Annotated in this window: 16 protein-coding genes; 13 read left to right on the forward strand and 3 right to left on the reverse strand. The window is 72.0% G+C overall.

Annotation, left to right across the window (positions count from 1 at the left end):
* Positions 1-3 precede the first annotated feature (3 nt).
* From tesB to AC069X_RS18045, 3 genes are read left to right on the forward strand one after another with little or no spacing between them, the layout of a single operon-like run.
* Positions 4-894 carry an acyl-CoA thioesterase II gene (gene tesB / locus AC069X_RS18035; RefSeq protein WP_478729566.1) on the forward strand — a complete coding sequence of 297 codons (891 nt, stop codon included), beginning with the start codon at positions 4-6 and terminating at the stop codon, positions 892-894.
* Between the two features lie 19 nt (positions 895-913).
* On the forward strand, positions 914-1,900 hold the full coding sequence (locus tag AC069X_RS18040; protein WP_478729567.1) for a cation diffusion facilitator family transporter: 987 nt from the start codon (positions 914-916) through the stop codon (positions 1,898-1,900).
* 4 nt (positions 1,901-1,904) lie between these two features.
* Positions 1,905-2,312: a helix-turn-helix domain-containing protein gene (locus AC069X_RS18045; RefSeq protein ID WP_478729568.1), complete on the forward strand. Its 408-nt coding sequence runs from the start codon at positions 1,905-1,907 to the stop codon at positions 2,310-2,312.
* Positions 2,313-2,323: 11 nt separating this feature from the next.
* On the opposite strand, the gene AC069X_RS18050 is transcribed toward AC069X_RS18045, so the two are convergent.
* The 3 genes from AC069X_RS18050 to AC069X_RS18060 form a co-directional block, all read right to left on the reverse strand.
* Entirely contained in the window at positions 2,324-3,142 is an 819-nt protein-coding gene (locus tag AC069X_RS18050; protein ID WP_478729569.1) for a DUF4253 domain-containing protein, read from the reverse strand.
* Between the two features lie 185 nt (positions 3,143-3,327).
* Positions 3,328-4,134 carry a phosphatase gene (locus AC069X_RS18055; protein ID WP_478729699.1) on the reverse strand — a complete coding sequence of 269 codons (807 nt, stop codon included), beginning with the start codon at positions 4,132-4,134 and terminating at the stop codon, positions 3,328-3,330.
* A gap of 56 nt (positions 4,135-4,190) precedes the next feature.
* Positions 4,191-4,769 carry an SACE_7040 family transcriptional regulator gene (locus tag AC069X_RS18060; protein ID WP_478729570.1) on the reverse strand — a complete coding sequence of 193 codons (579 nt, stop codon included), beginning with the start codon at positions 4,767-4,769 and terminating at the stop codon, positions 4,191-4,193.
* 100 nt (positions 4,770-4,869) lie between these two features.
* On the opposite strand from AC069X_RS18060, the gene AC069X_RS18065 reads away from it, so the two are divergent.
* The 10 genes from AC069X_RS18065 (at position 4,870) to AC069X_RS18110 (ending at position 18,208) form a co-directional block, all read left to right on the forward strand.
* Positions 4,870-6,486, forward strand: coding sequence for a carboxyl transferase domain-containing protein (locus AC069X_RS18065; protein ID WP_478729571.1), 1,617 nt, complete (start codon positions 4,870-4,872; stop codon positions 6,484-6,486).
* Positions 6,487-6,509: 23 nt separating this feature from the next.
* Positions 6,510-8,564 (forward strand): acetyl/propionyl/methylcrotonyl-CoA carboxylase subunit alpha, encoded by a 2,055-nt coding sequence (locus AC069X_RS18070; RefSeq protein WP_478729572.1) that lies wholly within the window; start codon positions 6,510-6,512, stop codon positions 8,562-8,564.
* 11 nt (positions 8,565-8,575) lie between these two features.
* On the forward strand, positions 8,576-9,496 hold the full coding sequence (locus AC069X_RS18075) for a hydroxymethylglutaryl-CoA lyase (protein ID WP_478729700.1): 921 nt from the start codon (positions 8,576-8,578) through the stop codon (positions 9,494-9,496).
* A gap of 7 nt (positions 9,497-9,503) precedes the next feature.
* Complete coding sequence (locus AC069X_RS18080; protein ID WP_478729573.1) at positions 9,504-10,664, forward strand: acyl-CoA dehydrogenase family protein; 1,161 nt, start codon at positions 9,504-9,506, stop codon at positions 10,662-10,664.
* 153 nt (positions 10,665-10,817) lie between these two features.
* Positions 10,818-11,864 (forward strand): ABC transporter substrate-binding protein, encoded by a 1,047-nt coding sequence (locus tag AC069X_RS18085; protein ID WP_478729574.1) that lies wholly within the window; start codon positions 10,818-10,820, stop codon positions 11,862-11,864.
* A 121-nt stretch (positions 11,865-11,985) separates the two neighbouring features.
* A complete protein-coding gene (locus AC069X_RS18090; protein ID WP_478729575.1) occupies positions 11,986-12,894 on the forward strand; it encodes a siderophore-interacting protein in 909 nt (302 codons plus the stop codon).
* A gap of 173 nt (positions 12,895-13,067) precedes the next feature.
* Positions 13,068-14,558 carry a pyridoxal phosphate-dependent decarboxylase family protein gene (locus tag AC069X_RS18095; protein WP_478729576.1) on the forward strand — a complete coding sequence of 497 codons (1,491 nt, stop codon included), beginning with the start codon at positions 13,068-13,070 and terminating at the stop codon, positions 14,556-14,558.
* The gene (locus AC069X_RS18100; protein ID WP_478729577.1) at positions 14,542-15,843 is read left to right on the forward strand and encodes a lysine N(6)-hydroxylase/L-ornithine N(5)-oxygenase family protein; all 1,302 of its coding nucleotides are present in this window, start codon (positions 14,542-14,544) and stop codon (positions 15,841-15,843) included. Before AC069X_RS18095 ends, AC069X_RS18100 begins: the two co-directional genes overlap by 17 nt.
* The gene (locus tag AC069X_RS18105) at positions 15,840-16,430 is read left to right on the forward strand and encodes a GNAT family N-acetyltransferase (protein WP_478729578.1); all 591 of its coding nucleotides are present in this window, start codon (positions 15,840-15,842) and stop codon (positions 16,428-16,430) included. The genes AC069X_RS18100 and AC069X_RS18105 overlap by 4 nt, the downstream gene beginning before the upstream one ends.
* Positions 16,427-18,208, forward strand: a complete 1,782-nt coding sequence (locus tag AC069X_RS18110; RefSeq protein ID WP_478729579.1) for an IucA/IucC family protein — start codon at positions 16,427-16,429, stop codon at positions 18,206-18,208. Before AC069X_RS18105 ends, AC069X_RS18110 begins: the two co-directional genes overlap by 4 nt.
* The last annotated feature ends 103 nt before the right edge of the window (positions 18,209-18,311 follow it).

Here is an 18,311-nt window from a genome sequence, read left to right on the forward strand (position 1 = left end):
CACTTGGCCGAGTTCGAAAGAGACGCCGCACTGGCGGACCTCCTCGATCTGCTCGACCTGGAGCAGATCGAGGAGAACATCTTCCGCGGCACGAGCCGCACCTCCCTGGTGCCGCGCGTGTTCGGCGGCCAGGTCGCGGCCCAGGCCCTGGTCGCGGCCGGCCGCACGGTGCCCTCCGACCGGCTGCCGCACTCGCTCCACTCGTACTTCCTGCGGACCGGCGACTCCGGTGCGCCGATCGTGTACTCCGTGGACCGGATCCGCGACGGGCGGTCCTTCACCACCCGCCGCGTGGTCGCCGTCCAGCACGGACAGCCGATCTTCCACCTCTCCGCGTCCTTCCAGACGTACGAGGAGGGCATGGAGCACCAGACCGCGATGCCGGCCGCGCCGGACCCCGACTCCCTGCCCACCGCCGCCGAGGCACTGCCGGCGTACCGGGAGATCTTCCGCGACCCCGGCACCGTCGAACGGCTGCTGGAGGCGCGCGGCGCCGTGGACCTGCGGTACGCGACCACCCCGCCGTGGGGCTCGGTCGGCAAGCCGCTGGAGCCGCGCTCCCAGGTCTGGTTCCGCACCCGGGGCAAGCTCGCGGACGACCCGCTGCTGCACGTCTGCCTGGCCACCTACGTGTCCGACATGACCCTGCTGGACTCGGTGCTGCTCGCGCACGGCCGGGGCGGCTGGGCGGTCGGCGACGTGGTCGGCGCCTCCCTGGACCACGCCATGTGGTTCCACCGGCCCTTCCGCGCCGACGAGTGGCTCCTGTACGACCAGGAGTCCCCCTCGGCGTCCGCCGGGCGCGGCCTGGGCCAGGCCCGCATCTGGACCCAGGACGGCCGCCTGGCGGTCACCGTGATCCAGGAAGGTGTCGTGCGCGTCCCGCGCGGCTGACCGGACGTACCGTCGCCCCATGCCGGTCGAAGCCGAAGCAGCAGTCGGGGGCGCGGGGTCCGAGAGCGTCGCCACGGTGGTCGTCGCCGTGGTCACCAACCTGGCCATCGCCGCCGCGAAGGCCGTCGCCGGGATCGTCAGCGGGTCCAGCGCGATGCTGTCCGAGGCCGCTCACTCGGTGGCCGACACGGTCACCGAGGTACTGCTGCTGACCTCCCTGAAGCGCAGCGCGCGGCCCGCCGACGAGGCGCACCCGCTGGGGTACGGGCCCGAGCGCTACATCTGGGCGCTGCTCGCCTCGATCGCCACGTTCGCGGGCGGCGCGGTCTTCGCCTTCTACGACGGGATCCACACCCTGGTGCACGGGGAGGACCCCGGTGACCCGCTGTTCTCGTACGCCGTCCTCGCGGTCGCGTTCCTCCTGGAGGGGTACTCGCTGCTGGTGGCCTGGCGGCAGGTGACGGGCGAGGCGGCGCGCATGCGGGCGCCGCTGGGGCTGTACGTGAAGCACACCCCGGACACGGCGGTGAAGGCGGTGCTGCTGGAGAACGCCGCCGCGCTGATCGGCCTCGCCCTGGCGGCGGGCGGGCTGCTGGGGGCGCAGCTGACGGGGTCGGGCGCGTACGACGGGGTGGCCTCGCTCCTGATCGGGGTGCTGCTGGTGGCGGTGGCGTGGGAGCTGGGGCGCTCGAACGCGCAGTACCTGATCGGGCGGCCGCTGCCCGAGCCGATGCGGGCGGAGGTGCGCGAGGAGCTGCTGTCGGTCCTGCACATCGAGGGGGTGCTGGAGCTGACCACCCTGGTGCAGGGGCCGGACGAGGTGCTGATCGCGGCGAAGGTGGACTTCCACGACCTGGCGTCGGCCCGGCAGGTGGAGGCGGCCTGCGAGGACGCCGAGGACCAGCTGCGGGAGCGGTGGCCGGCGGTCCGCCGGGTGTACCTGGACCCGACGCCGACCCCGCGGCCTTCGGAACCTTCGCCACCGCCCGGGCCTGTGCGAGGCTGAACGGGTGAACCTGGAGGACCTCGCCCGGCTGCGCCGGGCCCGTGACCTGATGGACCGCGACTACGCGGAACCGCTCGACGTGGCCGCGCTGGCGCAGGTCGCCCTCATGTCGGCGGGGCACTTCTCGCGCAGCTTCCGCGCCGCCTACGGGGAGACCCCGTACAGCTACCTCATGACGCGCCGCATCGAGCGGGCCAAGGCCCTGCTGCGGCGGGGCGACCAGTCGGTGACGGAGGTCTGCTTCGCGGTGGGCTGCACCTCGCTGGGGTCGTTCAGCTCGCGGTTCACGGAGCTGGTGGGCGAGAGCCCGAGCGCGTACCGGGCCCGCGAGCACGGGGAGGACGCGGCCCTGCCGGCGTGCGTGTCGAAGATCCACACCCGGCCGGTCAGGAACGGCCCCGACGCCGGCTGACCGGGGGACCCTCAGTCCCACCAGAACGACCAGTGGGCCTCCCCCACCAGGGCCTCGGCGGCGTAGTCGCGGACGGTTCCGGAGCCCTGCCAGACGTTGTCGGGGCAGAACGCGAAGTGCTCGGCGGCCACGGGGAGGGCCTCGGCGAGCGTGCGCGGCGGGGCCGCCACCGACAGGTCGAGGCGGTCGTGGCCGAGCGCGAGGACCCGGGCGCCGAAACGGTCCTCCCAGGAGCGCAGGACGGCGCTGACCCGGGCGGTGTCGTTCTCGTGGTGGGTGGGGCCGCACCAGCCGATCGCGGCGGGTACGTCGGCCCCGCGCGCGGCGGGCACCAGCGCGAGCCGGGGGCTGCCGCCCAGCACCCCCTGCGCGAGCAGCTCTCCCGCGACCGCCGCGGCCGCCGCGGCGGGTTCCGCGACCGGGGTGCCGGGCCGGGCGGTGCCGGGCCAGGACCGGCCGAAGGGGGCGATCAGCTCTTCGCCCTCTTCCCCCTCCTCGGGGTCGGGGACGACGGCGTCCCAGTACTCCCGCAGCACCGTCCGGACGTCGTGCTCGTCCGGGCCGGAGCAGCGCTCCCGGTCCAGGCGGTCCTCGTCGCCCCACCAGAGCGCCGGCCCGTAGCGGTCGTGCAGCAGTACGGGCACCAGCCCGGCGGGCGCCGGGTACGCCCCGGCGGGGGCGGCCACCGGCCCGTGGGAGAGCCACAGCAGCGGCTCGTGCCGCACCCGCCGGAGCGGTCCGCGGCGCACCGGCCGGGTGATCAGCCCGCCCGGCGGCAGCCCGGGGAAGGCGGCACCGAGCACGGACAGCGGGTTCGGGGCATCGGCCATGCCGGTGACCGTACCGCCACCCCCTGACACCCGCCGGACCGAGGCCGCCGACCGGGGCCGAGGGCCGGGGCAGCGCCCGAGGGCCGGGCCAGCGGCCGAGGGCCAGGGCCGAGGGCCGGGCCAGCGGCCGGGCCGGGGCTCCGGCGACGCGCGCCCCCGCCGGGCCCCGAAGCGCCCGGCCAGGGCTACAGCAGGCCCGCCGCCGAGAGGAGGTACGCCACCATCGGGTCGTAGAAGCGCGGGTCGCGGACGTGGTCGTCCAGCGGGACCGCCACCTGGAGGGTGCCCTCCGCCTCGCCGAGGAACAGCGCCGGGTCGTTGCAGTCCGCGTACCCCACGGCGTCCAGCCCGCGCTGCGCCGCACAGCCCGCCCAGCCGTGGTCGGCGACGACCAGGTCCGGCTGCGGGCGGCCCTCCGCCGCGAGGCCGTCCAGGATCGCGGCCATCGGCGCCGGGGAGTGGGTGTGCCACAGGGTCGCGCCCCGCTCCAGTACGGCCACGTCGCCGAACTGCCACACCGAGCCCTCGTCGGCGATCAGGCCGGCCGGGATGCGGACGATCTCGCAGCCCGCGGCGCGCAGCGCGTCGGCGGTGGCCCGGTGGACGTCGAGCAGGCCGCCGGGGTGGCCGGTGGCGAACAGCACGCTGTGCCGGTCGAGGGCGGCCTTGTGCAGCCGGGCCGCCATCCGGTCGAGGCCCGCGACGGTCAGTTCCGGGTCGATGGTGTCCTGGCCGGCCCGGTGCGCCGGGTCGTCGACGACGCCGACGCGCTCGGCCATCACGGCCAGGACGTCCTGCTCGTCGGCCCAGCGGTCGCCCAGTTCGAGGCCGAGCCAGTAGTGCCGGTCGCCGTTGGCGAGCTTGCGGTAGTGGGAGAGGTTGTTCTCGCGCGGAGTGGCCACCTGCCCCGCGATCCGCGTGCGGACCAGGTGGTCGATGAGTTCGGCGCGGCTGGGTACGGGCGTCTCTATCGGCTTCGGCATGCGGACCATTCTGCCGCCGCTCGCCCGGAGCCGTCCGTTCCACCACGTACCGCTCAAGCCGCGCCTTACCCCGACAACGCCCCGAAGGCTCCGTTCGCCAGCCTGCGCAGCAGCGATTCCGTCGCCTCGCGGCCGGGGGCGGCCAGGTGCGGGGTGGAGTTCAGCAGCCCGAAGACGGCGTGCACGGCCACCCGTACCTCCGCCTCCCCGACCTCGGGGTGCAGTTCCCGTACGACCTCCACCCACAGCTCCACGTACTGCCGCTGGAGCTGGCGCACGAGCTTGCGGTCGGCTTCGCGCAGCCGGTCCAGTTCGCGGTCGTGCAGGGTGATCAGCGCCCGGTCGTCCAGGGCGAAGTCGATGTGTCCCTCGACGAGGGAGGCGAGGATCGCCTCCGGGTCCCCGGCCGCCTCCTCGACGCGCCGCCGGCCACCGGTCAGCAGCCGCTCGCTGATCCCGACGAGCAGCTCGGCGAGCATGGCGTCCTTGCCCGCGAAGTGCCGGTACAGCCCGGGGCCGCTGATGCCGACCGCCGCCCCTATCTCGTCCACGCCGACGCCGTGGAAGCCGCGCTCCGCGAAAAGACGAGCGGCCTCACTGAGGATCTGCTCGCGACGGGTCGGGGCGGCCGCTCTGGTGCTCATGGAAATCCATTCTAGACAGGGCGGTTAGCGCTCGTTAACCTGAGACCCGAACGCGTTAACGGTCATTAACAAAGCGTGCACGAGCAAGGGAGCTCGACCGATGCAGCAGGCACCAGTGCTGACGAGCGCCGCGGACCCGGCGTCCGAGGCCTGGCGGACCAATGAGGCCGCCCACCGCGAACTGGCCGAAGGCCTGCGCGCCCGGCTCGACGCGGCCCGCCTCGGCGGCGGCGAGAAGGCCCGCGCCCGCCACACCGCGCGCGGGAAGCTGCTCCCCCGCGACCGCGTCGACACCCTCCTCGACCCCGGGTCGCCCTTCCTGGAGCTGGCCCCGCTGGCCGCCGAGGGGATGTACGGGGGCGCCGCCCCCGCCGCCGGGGTGATCGCGGGCATCGGCCGGGTCAGCGGGCGCGAGTGCGTGATCGTCGCCAACGACGCCACCGTCAAGGGCGGCACGTACTACCCGATGACCGTGAAGAAGCACCTGCGCGCGCAGGAGGTGGCCCTGGAGAACCGCCTCCCCTGCCTCTACCTGGTGGACTCCGGCGGCGCCTTCCTCCCCATGCAGGACGAGGTCTTCCCCGACCGGGAGCACTTCGGCCGGATCTTCTACAACCAGGCCCGCATGTCCGGGGCCGGCATCCCGCAGATCGCCGCCGTCCTCGGCTCCTGCACGGCGGGCGGGGCGTACGTGCCGGCGATGAGCGACGAGGCCGTCATCGTGCGCGGCCAGGGCACGATCTTCCTCGGCGGCCCGCCGCTGGTGAAGGCCGCGACCGGTGAGGTGGTCACGGCCGAGGAGCTGGGCGGCGGCGAGGTCCACTCCCGCACCTCCGGCGTCACCGACCACCTCGCGGAGGACGACGCGCACGCGCTGCGGATCGTACGGAACATCGTGGCGACCCTGCCCGCGCGCGGGGCCCTGCCCTGGTCGGTCGAGGCTCCCGAAGAGCCCAAGGTGGACCCGTACGGCCTCTACGGCGCGGTCCCCGTCGACTCCCGCACCCCCTACGACGCCCGCGAGATCATCGCCCGGATCGTGGACGGCTCCCGCTTCCAGGAGTTCAAGGCGGAGTTCGGGCAGACCCTGGTCACCGGGTTCGCCCGGATCCACGGCCACCCGGTCGGCATCGTCGCCAACAACGGCATCCTCTTCTCCGAGTCCGCGCAGAAGGGCGCCCACTTCATCGAGCTGTGCGACCAGCGCGGCATCCCGCTCCTCTTCCTCCAGAACATCTCCGGCTTCATGGTCGGCCGCGACTACGAGGCCGGCGGCATCGCCAAGCACGGCGCGAAGATGGTCACGGCCGTGGCCTGCACCCGGGTCCCGAAGCTGACCGTGGTCGTCGGCGGCTCCTACGGCGCGGGCAACTACTCGATGTGCGGCCGGGCGTACTCGCCGCGCTTCCTGTGGATGTGGCCCAACGCCAAGATCTCGGTGATGGGCGGCGAGCAGGCCGCCTCGGTACTGGCGACCGTCAAGCGGGACCAGATCGAGGGCGCGGGCCAGGAGTGGCCGGCCGAGGACGAGGAGGCCTTCAAGGCCCCGGTCCGCGCGCAGTACGAGGAACAGGGCAACGCCTACTACGCCACCGCGCGGCTGTGGGACGACGGGGTCATCGACCCGATGGAGACCCGGCAGGTGCTGGGACTGGCCCTGACCGCGTGCGCGAACGCCCCGCTGGGCGAGTCCGGCTTCGGCATCTTCCGTATGTGACGTGTGACGTGAGGACCTCACTGATGTTCAGCACTGTTCTGGTCGCCAACCGCGGCGAGATCGCGGTACGGGTCATCCGCACCCTGCGGCAGCTCGGGGTGCGCTCGGTCGCCGTCTTCAGCGACGCCGACGCCGACGCGCGGCACGTACGGGAGGCCGACACCGCCGTCCGGATCGGCCCGGCGGCCGCCGCCGAGAGCTACCTGTCGGTGGAGCGGCTCCTGGACGCCGCGAAGCGGACGGGCGCCGAGGCCGTCCACCCGGGCTACGGCTTCCTCGCGGAGAACGCGGCCTTCGCCCGGGCCTGCGCGGACGCCGGACTGGCCTTCATCGGCCCGCCGGCGTCCGCCATCTCCCTCATGGGCGACAAGATCACGGCGAAGGAGACGGTCCGGGCGGCCGGCGTCCCGGTGGTCCCGGGCTCCTCAGGCAGCGGCCTGACGGACGCCGAACTCGTCGCGGCCGCCTCGCAGATCGGCATGCCGGTGCTGCTGAAGCCCTCGGCGGGCGGCGGCGGCAAGGGCATGCGCCTCGTACGGGACGAGGCGGTGCTGGCCGAGGAGATCGCTGCGGCCCGCCGCGAGGCGAAGTCCTCCTTCGGTGACGACACCCTCCTCGTGGAGCGGTGGATCGACCGGCCCCGGCACATCGAGATCCAGGTGCTGGCCGACGCCCACGGCAACGTGGTGCACCTCGGCGAGCGCGAGTGCTCCCTCCAGCGGCGCCACCAGAAGGTCATCGAGGAGGCCCCCTCGGTCCTGCTGGACGAGAAGACCCGCGCGGCGATGGGCGCGGCGGCCGTGGAGGCGGCCCGCTCCTGCGGGTACGTCGGCGCGGGCACGGTGGAGTTCATCGTCCCGGGCGGGGACCCCTCCTCTTACTACTTCATGGAGATGAACACCCGCCTCCAGGTGGAGCACCCGGTGACCGAGCTGGTCACCGGCCTGGACCTGGTGGAGCAGCAGCTGCGGGTGGCCTCCGGCGAGGCCCTGCCCGTCACCCAGGACGACATCCGGCTGACCGGGCACGCGATCGAGGCCCGCGTCTGCGCGGAGGACCCCGCGCGCGGGTTCCTGCCGTCCGGCGGCACGGTGCTGGCCCTGTCGGAGCCGGACGGCGGGGCGGTGCGCACCGACTCCGGGCTCACGGCGGGCGTCCCGGTCGGCTCGACGTACGACCCGATGCTGTCGAAGGTCATCGCGTACGGGCCCGACCGCGCCAGTGCCCTGCGGGTGCTGCGGGGGGCCCTCTCCGACACCGTGATCCTGGGCGTCCAGACCAACGCCGGGTTCCTGCGCCGCCTGCTCGCGCACCCGGACGTGGTGTCGGGCGACATGGACACCGGCCTGGTGGAGCGGGACCTCCCGTCCCTCCTCCCGGAGGGCGTCCCCGCCGAGGTGTACGCGGCCGCCGCACTGCTGGCCTCCGCCTCCGCCTCCGCCGCCGGCCCGGCGCCCCGGGCGGCGGCGGGTCCGGACGGCGCCGGCTGGGCCGACCCGTACTCCTCCGGCAACGGCTGGCGCCTCGGCGGCACCCCGGCCTGGACGGTCCGGCATTTCCGCCTCCCCGGACAGGACCCCGTCGAGGTCCGCACCCGGCAGCGGGGAACCGAGCAGGAGCTCCTGCTGCCCGCGCCCGACGGCGGCGTCCCGGCACCGGCGCGGGCCCGGACCGTGGCCTTCACCCCGGGCACCGTCACCGTCGAACTCGACGGGGTCACGCACCGGTTCAGCCACGCCGCCTCCCCGGAGGGGATCTGGCTCGGCCGCGACGCGGACAGCTGGCACGTCCAGCACCACGACCCCGTGGCAGCGGCCCTCGGCGGGGGCGGACACGCCGGCGCGGACACCCTGGCCGCCCCCATGCCCGGCACCGTCACCGTCGTCAAGGTGGCCGTCGGCGACCGGGTGACGGCCGGTCAGAGCCTGCTGGTCGTCGAGGCGATGAAGATGGAGCACGTCATCTCCGCCCCGCACGCCGGCACCGTCACGGAACTCGACGTCACCCCGGGCACCACCGTGGCCATGGACCAGGTCCTGGCCGTGGTGACCCCGGAGGAAGAGGAGGGGGCCGCGTGAACGGGCTGCCCATGACCGTCCCGTCCCCCGGCGGGCTGCCGGCCCGCGTCCGCATCCACGAGGTCGGCGCGCGCGACGGCCTGCAGAACGAGGGGACGGCCGTACCGACCGCGGTGAAGGCCGAGTTCGTCCACCGGCTCGCCGCGGCCGGCCTGACCACCATCGAGGCCACCAGCTTCGTCCACCCCAAGTGGGTGCCCCAACTGGCGGACGCCGAGCAGCTCTTCCCGCTGCTCTCCGACGTGGAGGCGGAGCTGCCGGTCCTGGTGCCCAACGAGCGGGGCCTCGACCGCGCGCTCGCCCTGGGCGCCACCCGGATCGCGGTGTTCGGCTCGGCCACCGAGACCTTCGCCGCCCGCAACCTGAACCGCACCGTCGCCGAGTCCCTCGCCATGTTCGAGCCCGTCGTGGCCCGCGCCAAGGCGGAGCGGGCGCACGTCCGGGGCTACCTGTCGATGTGCTTCGGGGATCCCTGGGAGGGCGCGGTCCCGGTCCACCAGGTGGTCCGCGTCGCGAAGGCCCTGCTCGACCTCGGCTGTGACGAGCTGAGCCTGGGCGACACCATCGGCGTCGCCACGCCCGGCCACGTCCAGGCCCTGCTCTCCGCGCTGAACGAGGAGGGCGTGGGCACCGACCGGATCGGCGTGCACTTCCACGACACCTACGGCCAGGCCCTCTCCAACACCCTCGCCGCGCTCCAGCACGGCGTGACCACGGTCGACTCCTCGGCCGGCGGCCTCGGCGGCTGCCCGTACGCGAAGAGCGCCACCGGCAACCTCGCCACCGAGGACCTGGTGTGGATGCTCGACGGCCTCGGCATCGAGACCGGGGTCGACCTGGCCGCCCTCACCGCCACGAGCGTGTGGATGGCCGAACGGCTGGGCCGTCCCAGCCCCTCCCGTACCGTCCGCGCCCTCTCCCACAAGGAGTAGTCACACCATGTCCCTCGACCACCGGCTCACCCCCGAGCACGAGGAACTCCGCCGTACCGTCGAGGCGTTCGCGCACGACGTCGTCGCGCCGAAGATCGGCGACCTGTACGAGCGCCACGAGTTCCCGTACGAGATCGTCCGCGAGATGGGCCGCATGGGCCTCTTCGGCCTGCCCTTCCCGGAGGAGTACGGCGGCATGGGCGGCGACTACCTCGCCCTCGGCATCGCGCTGGAGGAGCTGGCCCGCGTCGACTCCTCGGTCGCGATCACCCTGGAGGCGGGCGTCTCCCTGGGCGCCATGCCCCTCTACCTGTTCGGCTCGGAGGAGCAGAAGCGGGAGTGGCTGCCGAAGCTGTGCTCGGGCGAGATGCTCGGCGCGTTCGGCCTGACGGAGCCCGGCGCGGGCAGTGACGCGGGCGGCACCCGCACCACGGCCGTCCGCGAGGGCGACGAGTGGGTGATCAACGGCTCCAAGTGCTTCATCACCAACTCCGGTACGGACATCACGGGGCTGGTCACCGTCACCGCCGTCACGGGCCGCAAGGCGGACGGCCGCCCGGAGATCTCCTCGATCATCGTGCCGTCCGGCACGCCGGGCTTCACGGTGGCCGCTCCGTACTCGAAGGTCGGCTGGAACTCCTCGGACACCCGTGAGCTGTCCTTCGACGGCGTGCGCGTGCCGCTGGCGAACCTGGTGGGCCAGGAGGGCCGCGGCTACGCCCAGTTCCTGCGGATCCTCGACGAGGGCCGCATCGCCATCGCGGCGCTGGCCACGGGTCTCGCGCAGGGCTGTGTGGACGAGTCGGTGAAGTACGCCAAGGAACGGCAGGCCTTCGGGAAGCCGATCGGCGACAACCAGGCGATCCAGTTCAAGCTGGCGGACATGGAGACGCGCGCCCACATGGCGCGCATCGGCTGGCGCGACGCGGCCTCGCGGCTGGTCCACGGGGAGCCGTTCAAGAAGGAGGCGGCGATCGCGAAGCTGTACTCCTCGACGGTCGCCGTCGACAACGCCCGGGACGCCACGCAGATCCACGGCGGCTACGGCTTCATGAACGAGTACCCGGTCGCCCGTATGTGGCGGGATTCGAAGATCCTGGAGATCGGCGAGGGCACGAGCGAGGTCCAGCGCATGCTGATCGCCCGTGAGCTGGGCTTCGCCGGCTGACGGACCGACCGCGCGGCGCGCGGGGTGTGCGGAGGGGACCCGAGAACTAATTAGGGTCCCCTTACCGTTTTCGGCCAAGGTTAGGCTAACCTTCCCCCCGAACGGCCTAGAGCCCTCCCGGCCGCCCCTGCACGTACGAAAGCGGACTTCGCCATGCCCAAGCCCAGCACCACGTTCCTCTCCCGCCGCGGACTCGTCGCGGCCGGCGGCGCCCTCGGCCTCGTCGCGGCCCTGACCGCGTGCGGCGGCAACGACAAGGCGAAGGACGCTGACGGCGACAAGGGCAGCACGGCCGCCGCCTCGGGTCCCTGGAGCTTCAAGGACGACCTCGGCAAGGACGTCGCCGCCAAGTCCACGCCGAAGAACATCGTGGCCTACACCGGCACCGCCGCCGCGCTGTACGACTACGGCGTGCAGGTCAAGGGCGTCTTCGGCCCGACCAAGCTGGCGGACGGCAAGGCCGACCCGATGGCCGGCTCGATGGACATCTCCAAGGTCGAGATCCTCGGCAACGTCTACGACGAGTTCAACGTCGAGAAGTACGCGGCCCTGAAGCCCGAGCTGCTCGCCACCAACACCTGGGACGGCACGTACTGGTACGTCCCCGAGGCCTCCAAGGACAAGATCCTGAAGCTGGCCCCGGCCGCCGCGATCGGCGTGGGCGACAAGGCCTCCATGGACAAGGCCCTGGAGCGCACCGCGGACCTCGCCAAGTCCCTCGGCGCCGACCTGAACTCCAAGAAGGCCGCCGACGCCAAGGCCCGTTTCGACGCCGCCTCCGCCAAGGTCCGCGAGGCCGTCAAGGCCAACCCGGGCATCAAGGTGCTCGTCGGCTCCGGCGCCGACCAGCTCTTCTACGTCTCCACCCCGAAGACCTCGGCCGACCTGAAGTACTTCGAGTCCCTGGGCGTCGAGTTCGTCGCCCCGGAGCAGGACAAGCTGGACCCGCAGGGCTTCTACGAGAGCCTCAGCTGGGAGAACGCCGGCAAGTACAAGGCCGACCTCGTCCTGCTGGACAACCGCACCCAGGCCCTCCAGAACGACGCCCTCAAGGCCAAGCCGACCTGGAACGAGCTGCCCGCCGTCAAGGCCGGCCAGGTCGCCCCGCGCGTGACCGAGCCGATCTACTCGTACGAGAAGTGCGCGCAGATCCTCGAGGACCTCGCCAAGGCCATCCAGAACGCCAAGAAGGTCTCCTGACCCTCTTCCGCCGGCTCTGAACGCCGGGCCCCGGGCCACCGCCCGGGGCCCGGCTTCCGGCACTGACCGCCCGGCACCACCCACCGCCGGCGCCCATTCGAATCCCAGGGGGGACCCGCGCATGACCGACACCGCATCCGAGGCCGAGCAGGCCGCGGCGCACTTCCGCTTCTTCACGATGGAAGTGCTGCGCACCCGCCGCCTCGGCCACTCCTTCCTGCGCGTGACCTTCGGCGGCGAGTCCCTCGCGGACTTCCGCTCCGGCGGGTACGACCAGAGCCTCTCGCTCTTCCTGCCGCCCGAGGGCGCCGAGCACACCGAGCTGCCGTCCACGGACGAGGACACCTGGTTCGGGGCGTGGCGCGCGATGCCGGACGAGGAGCGCCCGGTGATGCGCTCGTACACCGTGCGCGACCAGCGGCGCACGGCCGACGGGGCGGACGAGGTCGACATCGACTTCGTCCTGCACGGGGACGGCTCCCCGGCCTCCCGGTGGGCGGGCAGGGCCGTCACCGGCCGCCGGATCATGGCGATCGGGCCGGCCGTCGCGGAGAACAAGTCCGTGCGCTTCCAGCCCCCCGCGGGCACCGACGCCTTCCTGATGTACGCCGACGAGACGGCCCTGCCCGCCGCGGCGGCGATCCTGGACCGGCTTCCCGCCGCGACCCCGGTCAAGGCCTGGTTCGAGGTCCCGCACGAGGACGACCGGCTCGGCCTGCACACCCTCGCCGACGCCGACATCACCTGGATCGTCCGCGAGAAGGGCGCCTCGGGCCCGGAGCGGGCCGGCCGGGTGGTGGACGCCGTGCGCGCGGCGGAACAGCCCGCCGCCGAAGCCCCGTACGCCTGGCTGGCGGGCGAGGCGGGCACCATCCGCGCCGTACGCCGCCACTTGGTGCAGGAACGTTCCATCGACCGGCGCGCGGTCCGCTTCACCGGCTACTGGCGACTCGGCGCGAGCGAGGAGCAGTTGCTCGCCGAGGCGTACGCGGGCCGGGCCCCGAGTGAGGACCCCGCGTCCGCGCTGTAGCCAACACCTGCACCGAGCAGGGAATTTCACATCGGAGGGCCCCGGCTGAAGCCGGGGCCCTCCGGCATTTGTGGTCGAACTAAGGTTAGGCTAACCTAAGTCTCACACCCCACCCCTGCCCCGCTCTCCCCAGCTCACGCTGGCGGTGCCCCCACCTGCCCGGAGGAAAGTTGATGCGCACGCATCTGCTGAACGAGACGACCGCGGACCTGTACCGGCGCTCCGTCACCGAGGGCGTCGACCGCGTCGCCGCCAAACTCGCCACGACCGAGCGGCCCCACACCGGCATATCCGTCGACGAACTCGCCCCGGTCATCAACGGGATCGACCTCGACAAGCCGCTGGCCGACGCGGCCGCCGCCCTCGACGAGCTGGAGGACGTCTACCTCCGCGACGCCGTCTACTTCCACCACCCGCGCTACCTGGGCCACCTCAACTGCCCGGTGGTCATCCCCGCGGTGGTCGGCGAAGCGGTCCTGTCGGCCGTCAACTCCTCCCTGGACACCTGGGACCAGTCCATCGGCGGCACGCTCATCGAGCGCCGGCTGATCGACTGGACCGCCCGCCGCATCGGCCTCGGCGAGGGCGCGGACGGCATCTTCACCTCCGGCGGCAGCCAGTCGAACTTCCACGCGCTGCTCCTCGCCCGTGACGAGGCCTGCCGGACCGTGATGAAGCGGGCCCTCGACGAGGGCACCGAGCTCACCAAGGCCGAGCTGCTGCCGAAGCTGCGCATCTTCACCTCCGAGGCCAGCCACTTCAGCGTCCAGAAGTCCGCCGCCATGCTGGGCCTCGGCTACGAAGCCGTCATCTCCGTGCCCGTCGACCGCAACCGCCGCATGGACACCTCGGTCCTGGCACTGGAGCTGGAGAGCTGCGCCGGCGAGGGCCTCTTCCCCATGGCCGTCGTCGCCACCGCCGGCACCACCGACTTCGGGTCCATCGACCCGCTCCCCGAGATCGCCCGCCTGGCCGGGCAGCACTCCGCGTGGATGCACGTGGACGCCGCCTACGGCTGCGGACTGCTGGTCTCACCCACCCGCCGGCACCTCCTCGACGGCATCGAGAAGGCCGACTCGGTCACCGTCGACTACCACAAGTCGTTCTTTCAGCCCGTCAGCTCCAGCGCGATGCTGGTCCGCGACCGCGACACCCTCAAGCACGCCACGTACCACGCGGACTACCTCAATCCGCGCCGGATGGCCGAGGAGCGGATCCCGAACCAGGTCGACAAGTCCATCCAGACCACGCGCCGCTTCGACGCCCTCAAGCTCTGGATGACCCTGCGCATCATGGGCGCCGACGGCGTCGGCTCCCTCTTCGACGAGGTCGTCGACCTCGCCGCCGCCGGCTACGAGGTCATCGCGGCCGACCCGCGCTTCGAGGTCGTCGTCGAGCCGCAGATCTCCACCCTGGTCTTCCGCTACCTGCCCGCCGGCGAGCTGCGCCCCGACCTCGTCGACGAGGCCCAGCTGCACGCCCGCAAGGCCCTGTTCGCCTCCGGTGAGGCCGTCGTCGCCGGCACCAAGGTGGACGGGAAGCAGTACCTGAAGTTCACCCTCCTCAACCCGCAGACCACGACGGCCGACATCGCGGCCGTCCTCGACCTCCTCGCCGCACACGCCGAGCAGTTCCTGGGAGACTCCCTTGCCGTCCACCGCTAAGCCCCACGACTTCATCGGCATCGGCCTGGGTCCCTTCAACCTGGGACTCGCCTGCCTGACCGCGCCGATCGAGGAGCTCGACGGTCTCTTCATCGAGTCGAAGCCGCACTTCGAGTGGCACGCCGGGATGTTCCTGGACGGCGCGCACCTGCAGACGCCGTTCATGTCGGACCTGGTCACCCTCGCCGACCCGACCTCGCCCTTCTCCTTCCTGAACTACCTGAAGGACAAGGACCGGCTGTACTCCTTCTACATCCGGGAGAACTTCTACCCGCTGCGCGCCGAGTACAACGACTACTGCCGCTGGGCCGCCGACCGGCTCGACAACGTCCTGTACTCCACCTCCGTCACCGAGGTGACGTACGACGAGGCCGCCGGCGTCTACGAGGTCCGCACCGACCGCGGCGAGACCCACCGGGCCCGCCGCCTGGTCCTCGGCACCGGCACCCCGCCCCACGTCCCCGCCTCCTGCGAGGGCCTCGGCGGCGACTTCCTGCACAACTCCTCGTACATGCAGCACAAGGAGTCCCTCCAGAAGAAGAAGTCGATCACCCTGATCGGCTCGGGCCAGAGCGCCGCCGAGATCTACTACGACCTCCTCGCCGAGATCGACGTCCACGGCTACCAGCTCAACTGGGTCACCCGCTCCCCCCGCTTCTTCCCGCTGGAGTACACCAAGCTCACGCTGGAGATGACCTCCCCGGAGTACGTGGACTACTTCCACGCCCTCCCCGAGGAGACCCGCTACCGGCTGGAGACCCAGCAGAAGAACCTCTTCAAGGGCATCGACGGCGACCTCATCAACGCCATCTTCGACCTGCTCTACCAGAAGAAGATCACCATGCCGGGCGCGGTCCCCACGACGCTCCTGACGAACACCTCCCTGAACAGCACGGCGTACGACACCACCACGGGCACGTACACGCTGGGCCTGCGCCAGGAGGAGCAGGAGCGGGACTTCACCCTCGCCACGGAGGGCCTGGTCCTGGCCACGGGCTACAAGTACGTGGCGCCGGAGTTCCTCACGCCCATCCACGACCGGCTGAACTTCGACGGCCACGGCCGTCTCGACGCAGGCCGCAACTACGCCGTGGACGTGACCGGCCGCGGGGTGTACCTGCAGAACGGCACGACCCACAACCACTCCCTCACCTCGCCCGACCTGGGCATGGCCGCGTACCGCAACGCGTACATCGTCGGTGAGCTGCTCGGCCGCGAGTACTACAAGGTCGAGAAGTCCATCGCGTTCCAGCAGTTCGCGGCCCCGGAAGGCATCCACGCATGAGCACCACCCCTGAACTCCTCTTCGCCCGCACCGACGCGGCCCTCGGGACCTTCTCCATCCGCCCCCTGGACCCCTTCGCGGACGCGGAACTCCTGCACGGCTGGGTCACGCACCCGAAAGCCGCGTTCTGGATGATGCAGGACGCCTCCCTCACCGAGGTCGAGCGCGAGTACGTGCGCATCACCGCGCACGAGGACCACCACGCCTTCATCGGCCTCCACGAGGGCCGCCCGGCCTTCCTGATGGAGAGCTACGACCCCTCGAAGCTGGAACTCGTCGGCCTGTACGAGGCCCAGCCGGGCGACGTCGGCATGCACTTCCTGGTGGCGCCCTCGGACACCCCCATATCCGGTTTCACCCGCGCGGTGATCACCACGGTCATGGCCGCCCTGTTCGCGGACCCCGCCACTCGGCGTGTCGTAGTCGAACCGGACGTCCGCAACAAGGCCGTCCACGCCCTCAACGAGGCCGTCGGCTTCGTCCCCGAGCGCGAGGTCCAGAAGCCCGAGAAGGCCGCCCTGCTCAGCTTCTGCACCCGCGCCCGGTTCGAGGCGGCCACCGCCCTCACGACGGGAGTCCCGGCATGAGCCTGGCCGACGCCATCGCCCACCTCTCCCCCGAGCTGTGGGCCCGCGCCAACCGCGCCCTGGTGCGCAAGGCCCTCGCGGAGTTCTCCCACGAGCGCCTGCTGACCCCGGAGCCGCTGGGTGAGGACCGCTACTCGGTCCGCAGCGACGACGGCACGGTCGAATACCGCTTCCGCTCGGCCCTGCACGCCCTGGACCACTGGGCGGTGGAGGAGGACTCCATCACCCGCCACCGGGACGGTGCCGAGCTCGACCTGGACGCCCTGGACTTCCACATCGAGCTCCAGCAGGCCCTGGGCCTGAGCGCGGAGGTCCTCCCGGTCTACCTGGAGGAGATCTCCTCCACCCTGGCCGGCACCGGCTTCAAGTACACGAAGCCGCAGGTCACCTCGGCCACCCTCGCGAAGTCCAGCTTCCAGGACATCGAGACGGGCATGACGGAGGGCCACCCCTGCTTCGTGGCCAACAACGGCCGCCTGGGCTTCGGCGTGCACGAGTACCTCTCGTACGCCCCGGAGACGGCGAGCCCCGTCCACCTGGTGTGGGTCGCCGCCCGCAAGGACGTCTCCACCTTCACGGCGGGCGCGGGCCTGGACCACGACGCGTTCATGCGCGAGGAGCTGGGCGAGGACGCCCTCACCCTCTTCTCGGCGAAGATGGCCTCCCTGGGCCTGGACCTGGCGGACTACCACCTCCTGCCGATCCACCCCTGGCAGTGGTGGAACAAGACCACGGTCACCTTCGCGGCCGAGATCGCCAACCGCCGCCTGGTGCTGCTCGGCGAAGGCTCCGACGCCTACCTCGCCCAGCAGTCGATCCGTACGTTCTTCAACACCACCACCCCCACGAAGCACTACGTCAAGACGGCCATCTCCGTCCTGAACATGGGCTTCATGCGCGGGCTGTCCGCCGCCTACATGGAGGCCACCCCGGCCATCAACGACTGGCTGCACCAGCTGATCGAGTCGGACGAGGTCCTCCGGTCGGTCGAGTTCTCGATCATCCGCGAGCGCGCGGCGATCGGCTACCACCACCGCCAGTACGAGCGCGCCACGGACCGCTACTCGCCGTACCGCAAGATGCTGGCCGCCCTGTGGCGCGAGTCCCCGGTGAACTCCCTGCGCGACGGCGAGCGCCTGGCGACCATGGCCTCGCTCCTCCACGTGGACGCGGACGGCAAGTCCTTCGTCGGCGCCCTGATCGCCGAATCGGGTCTCACCCCGGCGGAATGGCTGAAGCCCTACCTCCGCGCCTACCTCCTCCCGCTCCTCCACTGCTTCTACCAGTACGACCTCGCCTACATGCCGCACGGCGAGAACACGATCCTGGTGATCAAGGACGGCGTCGTCCAGCGGGCGATCTTCAAGGACATCGCCGAGGAGATCGTGGTCATGGACCCGGACGCGGTCCTCCCGCCGGCCGTCGAGCGCGTCAGGGCCGACATCCCGGAGGACATGAAGCTCCTGTCGATCTTCACGGACGTCTTCGACTGCTTCTTCCGCTTCCTGGGCTCGATCCTGGTGTCGGAGGGCATCTGCGAGGAGTCCGTCTTCTGGCAGGCCGTGGCGGACTGCGCCCACGACTACCAGGCCTCGGCCCCCGCCCTGGCGGACCGCTTCGCCCAGTACGACCTCTTCACCCCCGAGTTCCAGCTGTCCTGCCTGAACCGGCTCCAGCTGCGCAACAACAAGCAGATGGTCGACCTCGCCGACCCGGCGGCGGCCCTCCAGCTGATCGGCACCCTCAAGAACCCCGTCGCGCCCTTCGCCCGGCGCTGACGGCCCGGGACGGGCGCGGTTTCGAATACGGTCCCTCGAACCCGCGCCCGCCCCTCCGCCCCGACGGCGGGGCCGCGAAGCCCAAGGCCCTCTTCGCCGGCCC

The organism is Streptomyces sp. NPDC043896, assembly GCF_056435605.1.

What these genes read in the sequence shown, in the direction of transcription:
- AC069X_RS18055 (WP_478729699.1), bottom strand. Translation starts at nt 4,134, where the DNA reads ATGGTCCGCATGCCGAAGCCGATAGAGACGCCCGTACCCAGCCGCGCC.
- AC069X_RS18070 (WP_478729572.1), top strand. Translation starts at nt 6,510, where the DNA reads ATGTTCAGCACTGTTCTGGTCGCCAACCGCGGCGAGATCGCGGTACGG.
- AC069X_RS18050 (WP_478729569.1), bottom strand. Translation starts at nt 3,142, where the DNA reads ATGGCCGATGCCCCGAACCCGCTGTCCGTGCTCGGTGCCGCCTTCCCC.
- AC069X_RS18065 (WP_478729571.1), top strand. Translation starts at nt 4,870, where the DNA reads ATGCAGCAGGCACCAGTGCTGACGAGCGCCGCGGACCCGGCGTCCGAG.
- AC069X_RS18105 (WP_478729578.1), top strand. Translation starts at nt 15,840, where the DNA reads ATGAGCACCACCCCTGAACTCCTCTTCGCCCGCACCGACGCGGCCCTC.
- AC069X_RS18095 (WP_478729576.1), top strand. Translation starts at nt 13,068, where the DNA reads ATGCGCACGCATCTGCTGAACGAGACGACCGCGGACCTGTACCGGCGC.
- AC069X_RS18060 (WP_478729570.1), bottom strand. Translation starts at nt 4,769, where the DNA reads ATGAGCACCAGAGCGGCCGCCCCGACCCGTCGCGAGCAGATCCTCAGT.
- AC069X_RS18110 (WP_478729579.1), top strand. Translation starts at nt 16,427, where the DNA reads ATGAGCCTGGCCGACGCCATCGCCCACCTCTCCCCCGAGCTGTGGGCC.
- AC069X_RS18085 (WP_478729574.1), top strand. Translation starts at nt 10,818, where the DNA reads ATGCCCAAGCCCAGCACCACGTTCCTCTCCCGCCGCGGACTCGTCGCG.
- AC069X_RS18040 (WP_478729567.1), top strand. Translation starts at nt 914, where the DNA reads ATGCCGGTCGAAGCCGAAGCAGCAGTCGGGGGCGCGGGGTCCGAGAGC.
- AC069X_RS18080 (WP_478729573.1), top strand. Translation starts at nt 9,504, where the DNA reads ATGTCCCTCGACCACCGGCTCACCCCCGAGCACGAGGAACTCCGCCGT.
- AC069X_RS18090 (WP_478729575.1), top strand. Translation starts at nt 11,986, where the DNA reads ATGACCGACACCGCATCCGAGGCCGAGCAGGCCGCGGCGCACTTCCGC.
- AC069X_RS18075 (WP_478729700.1), top strand. Translation starts at nt 8,576, where the DNA reads ATGACCGTCCCGTCCCCCGGCGGGCTGCCGGCCCGCGTCCGCATCCAC.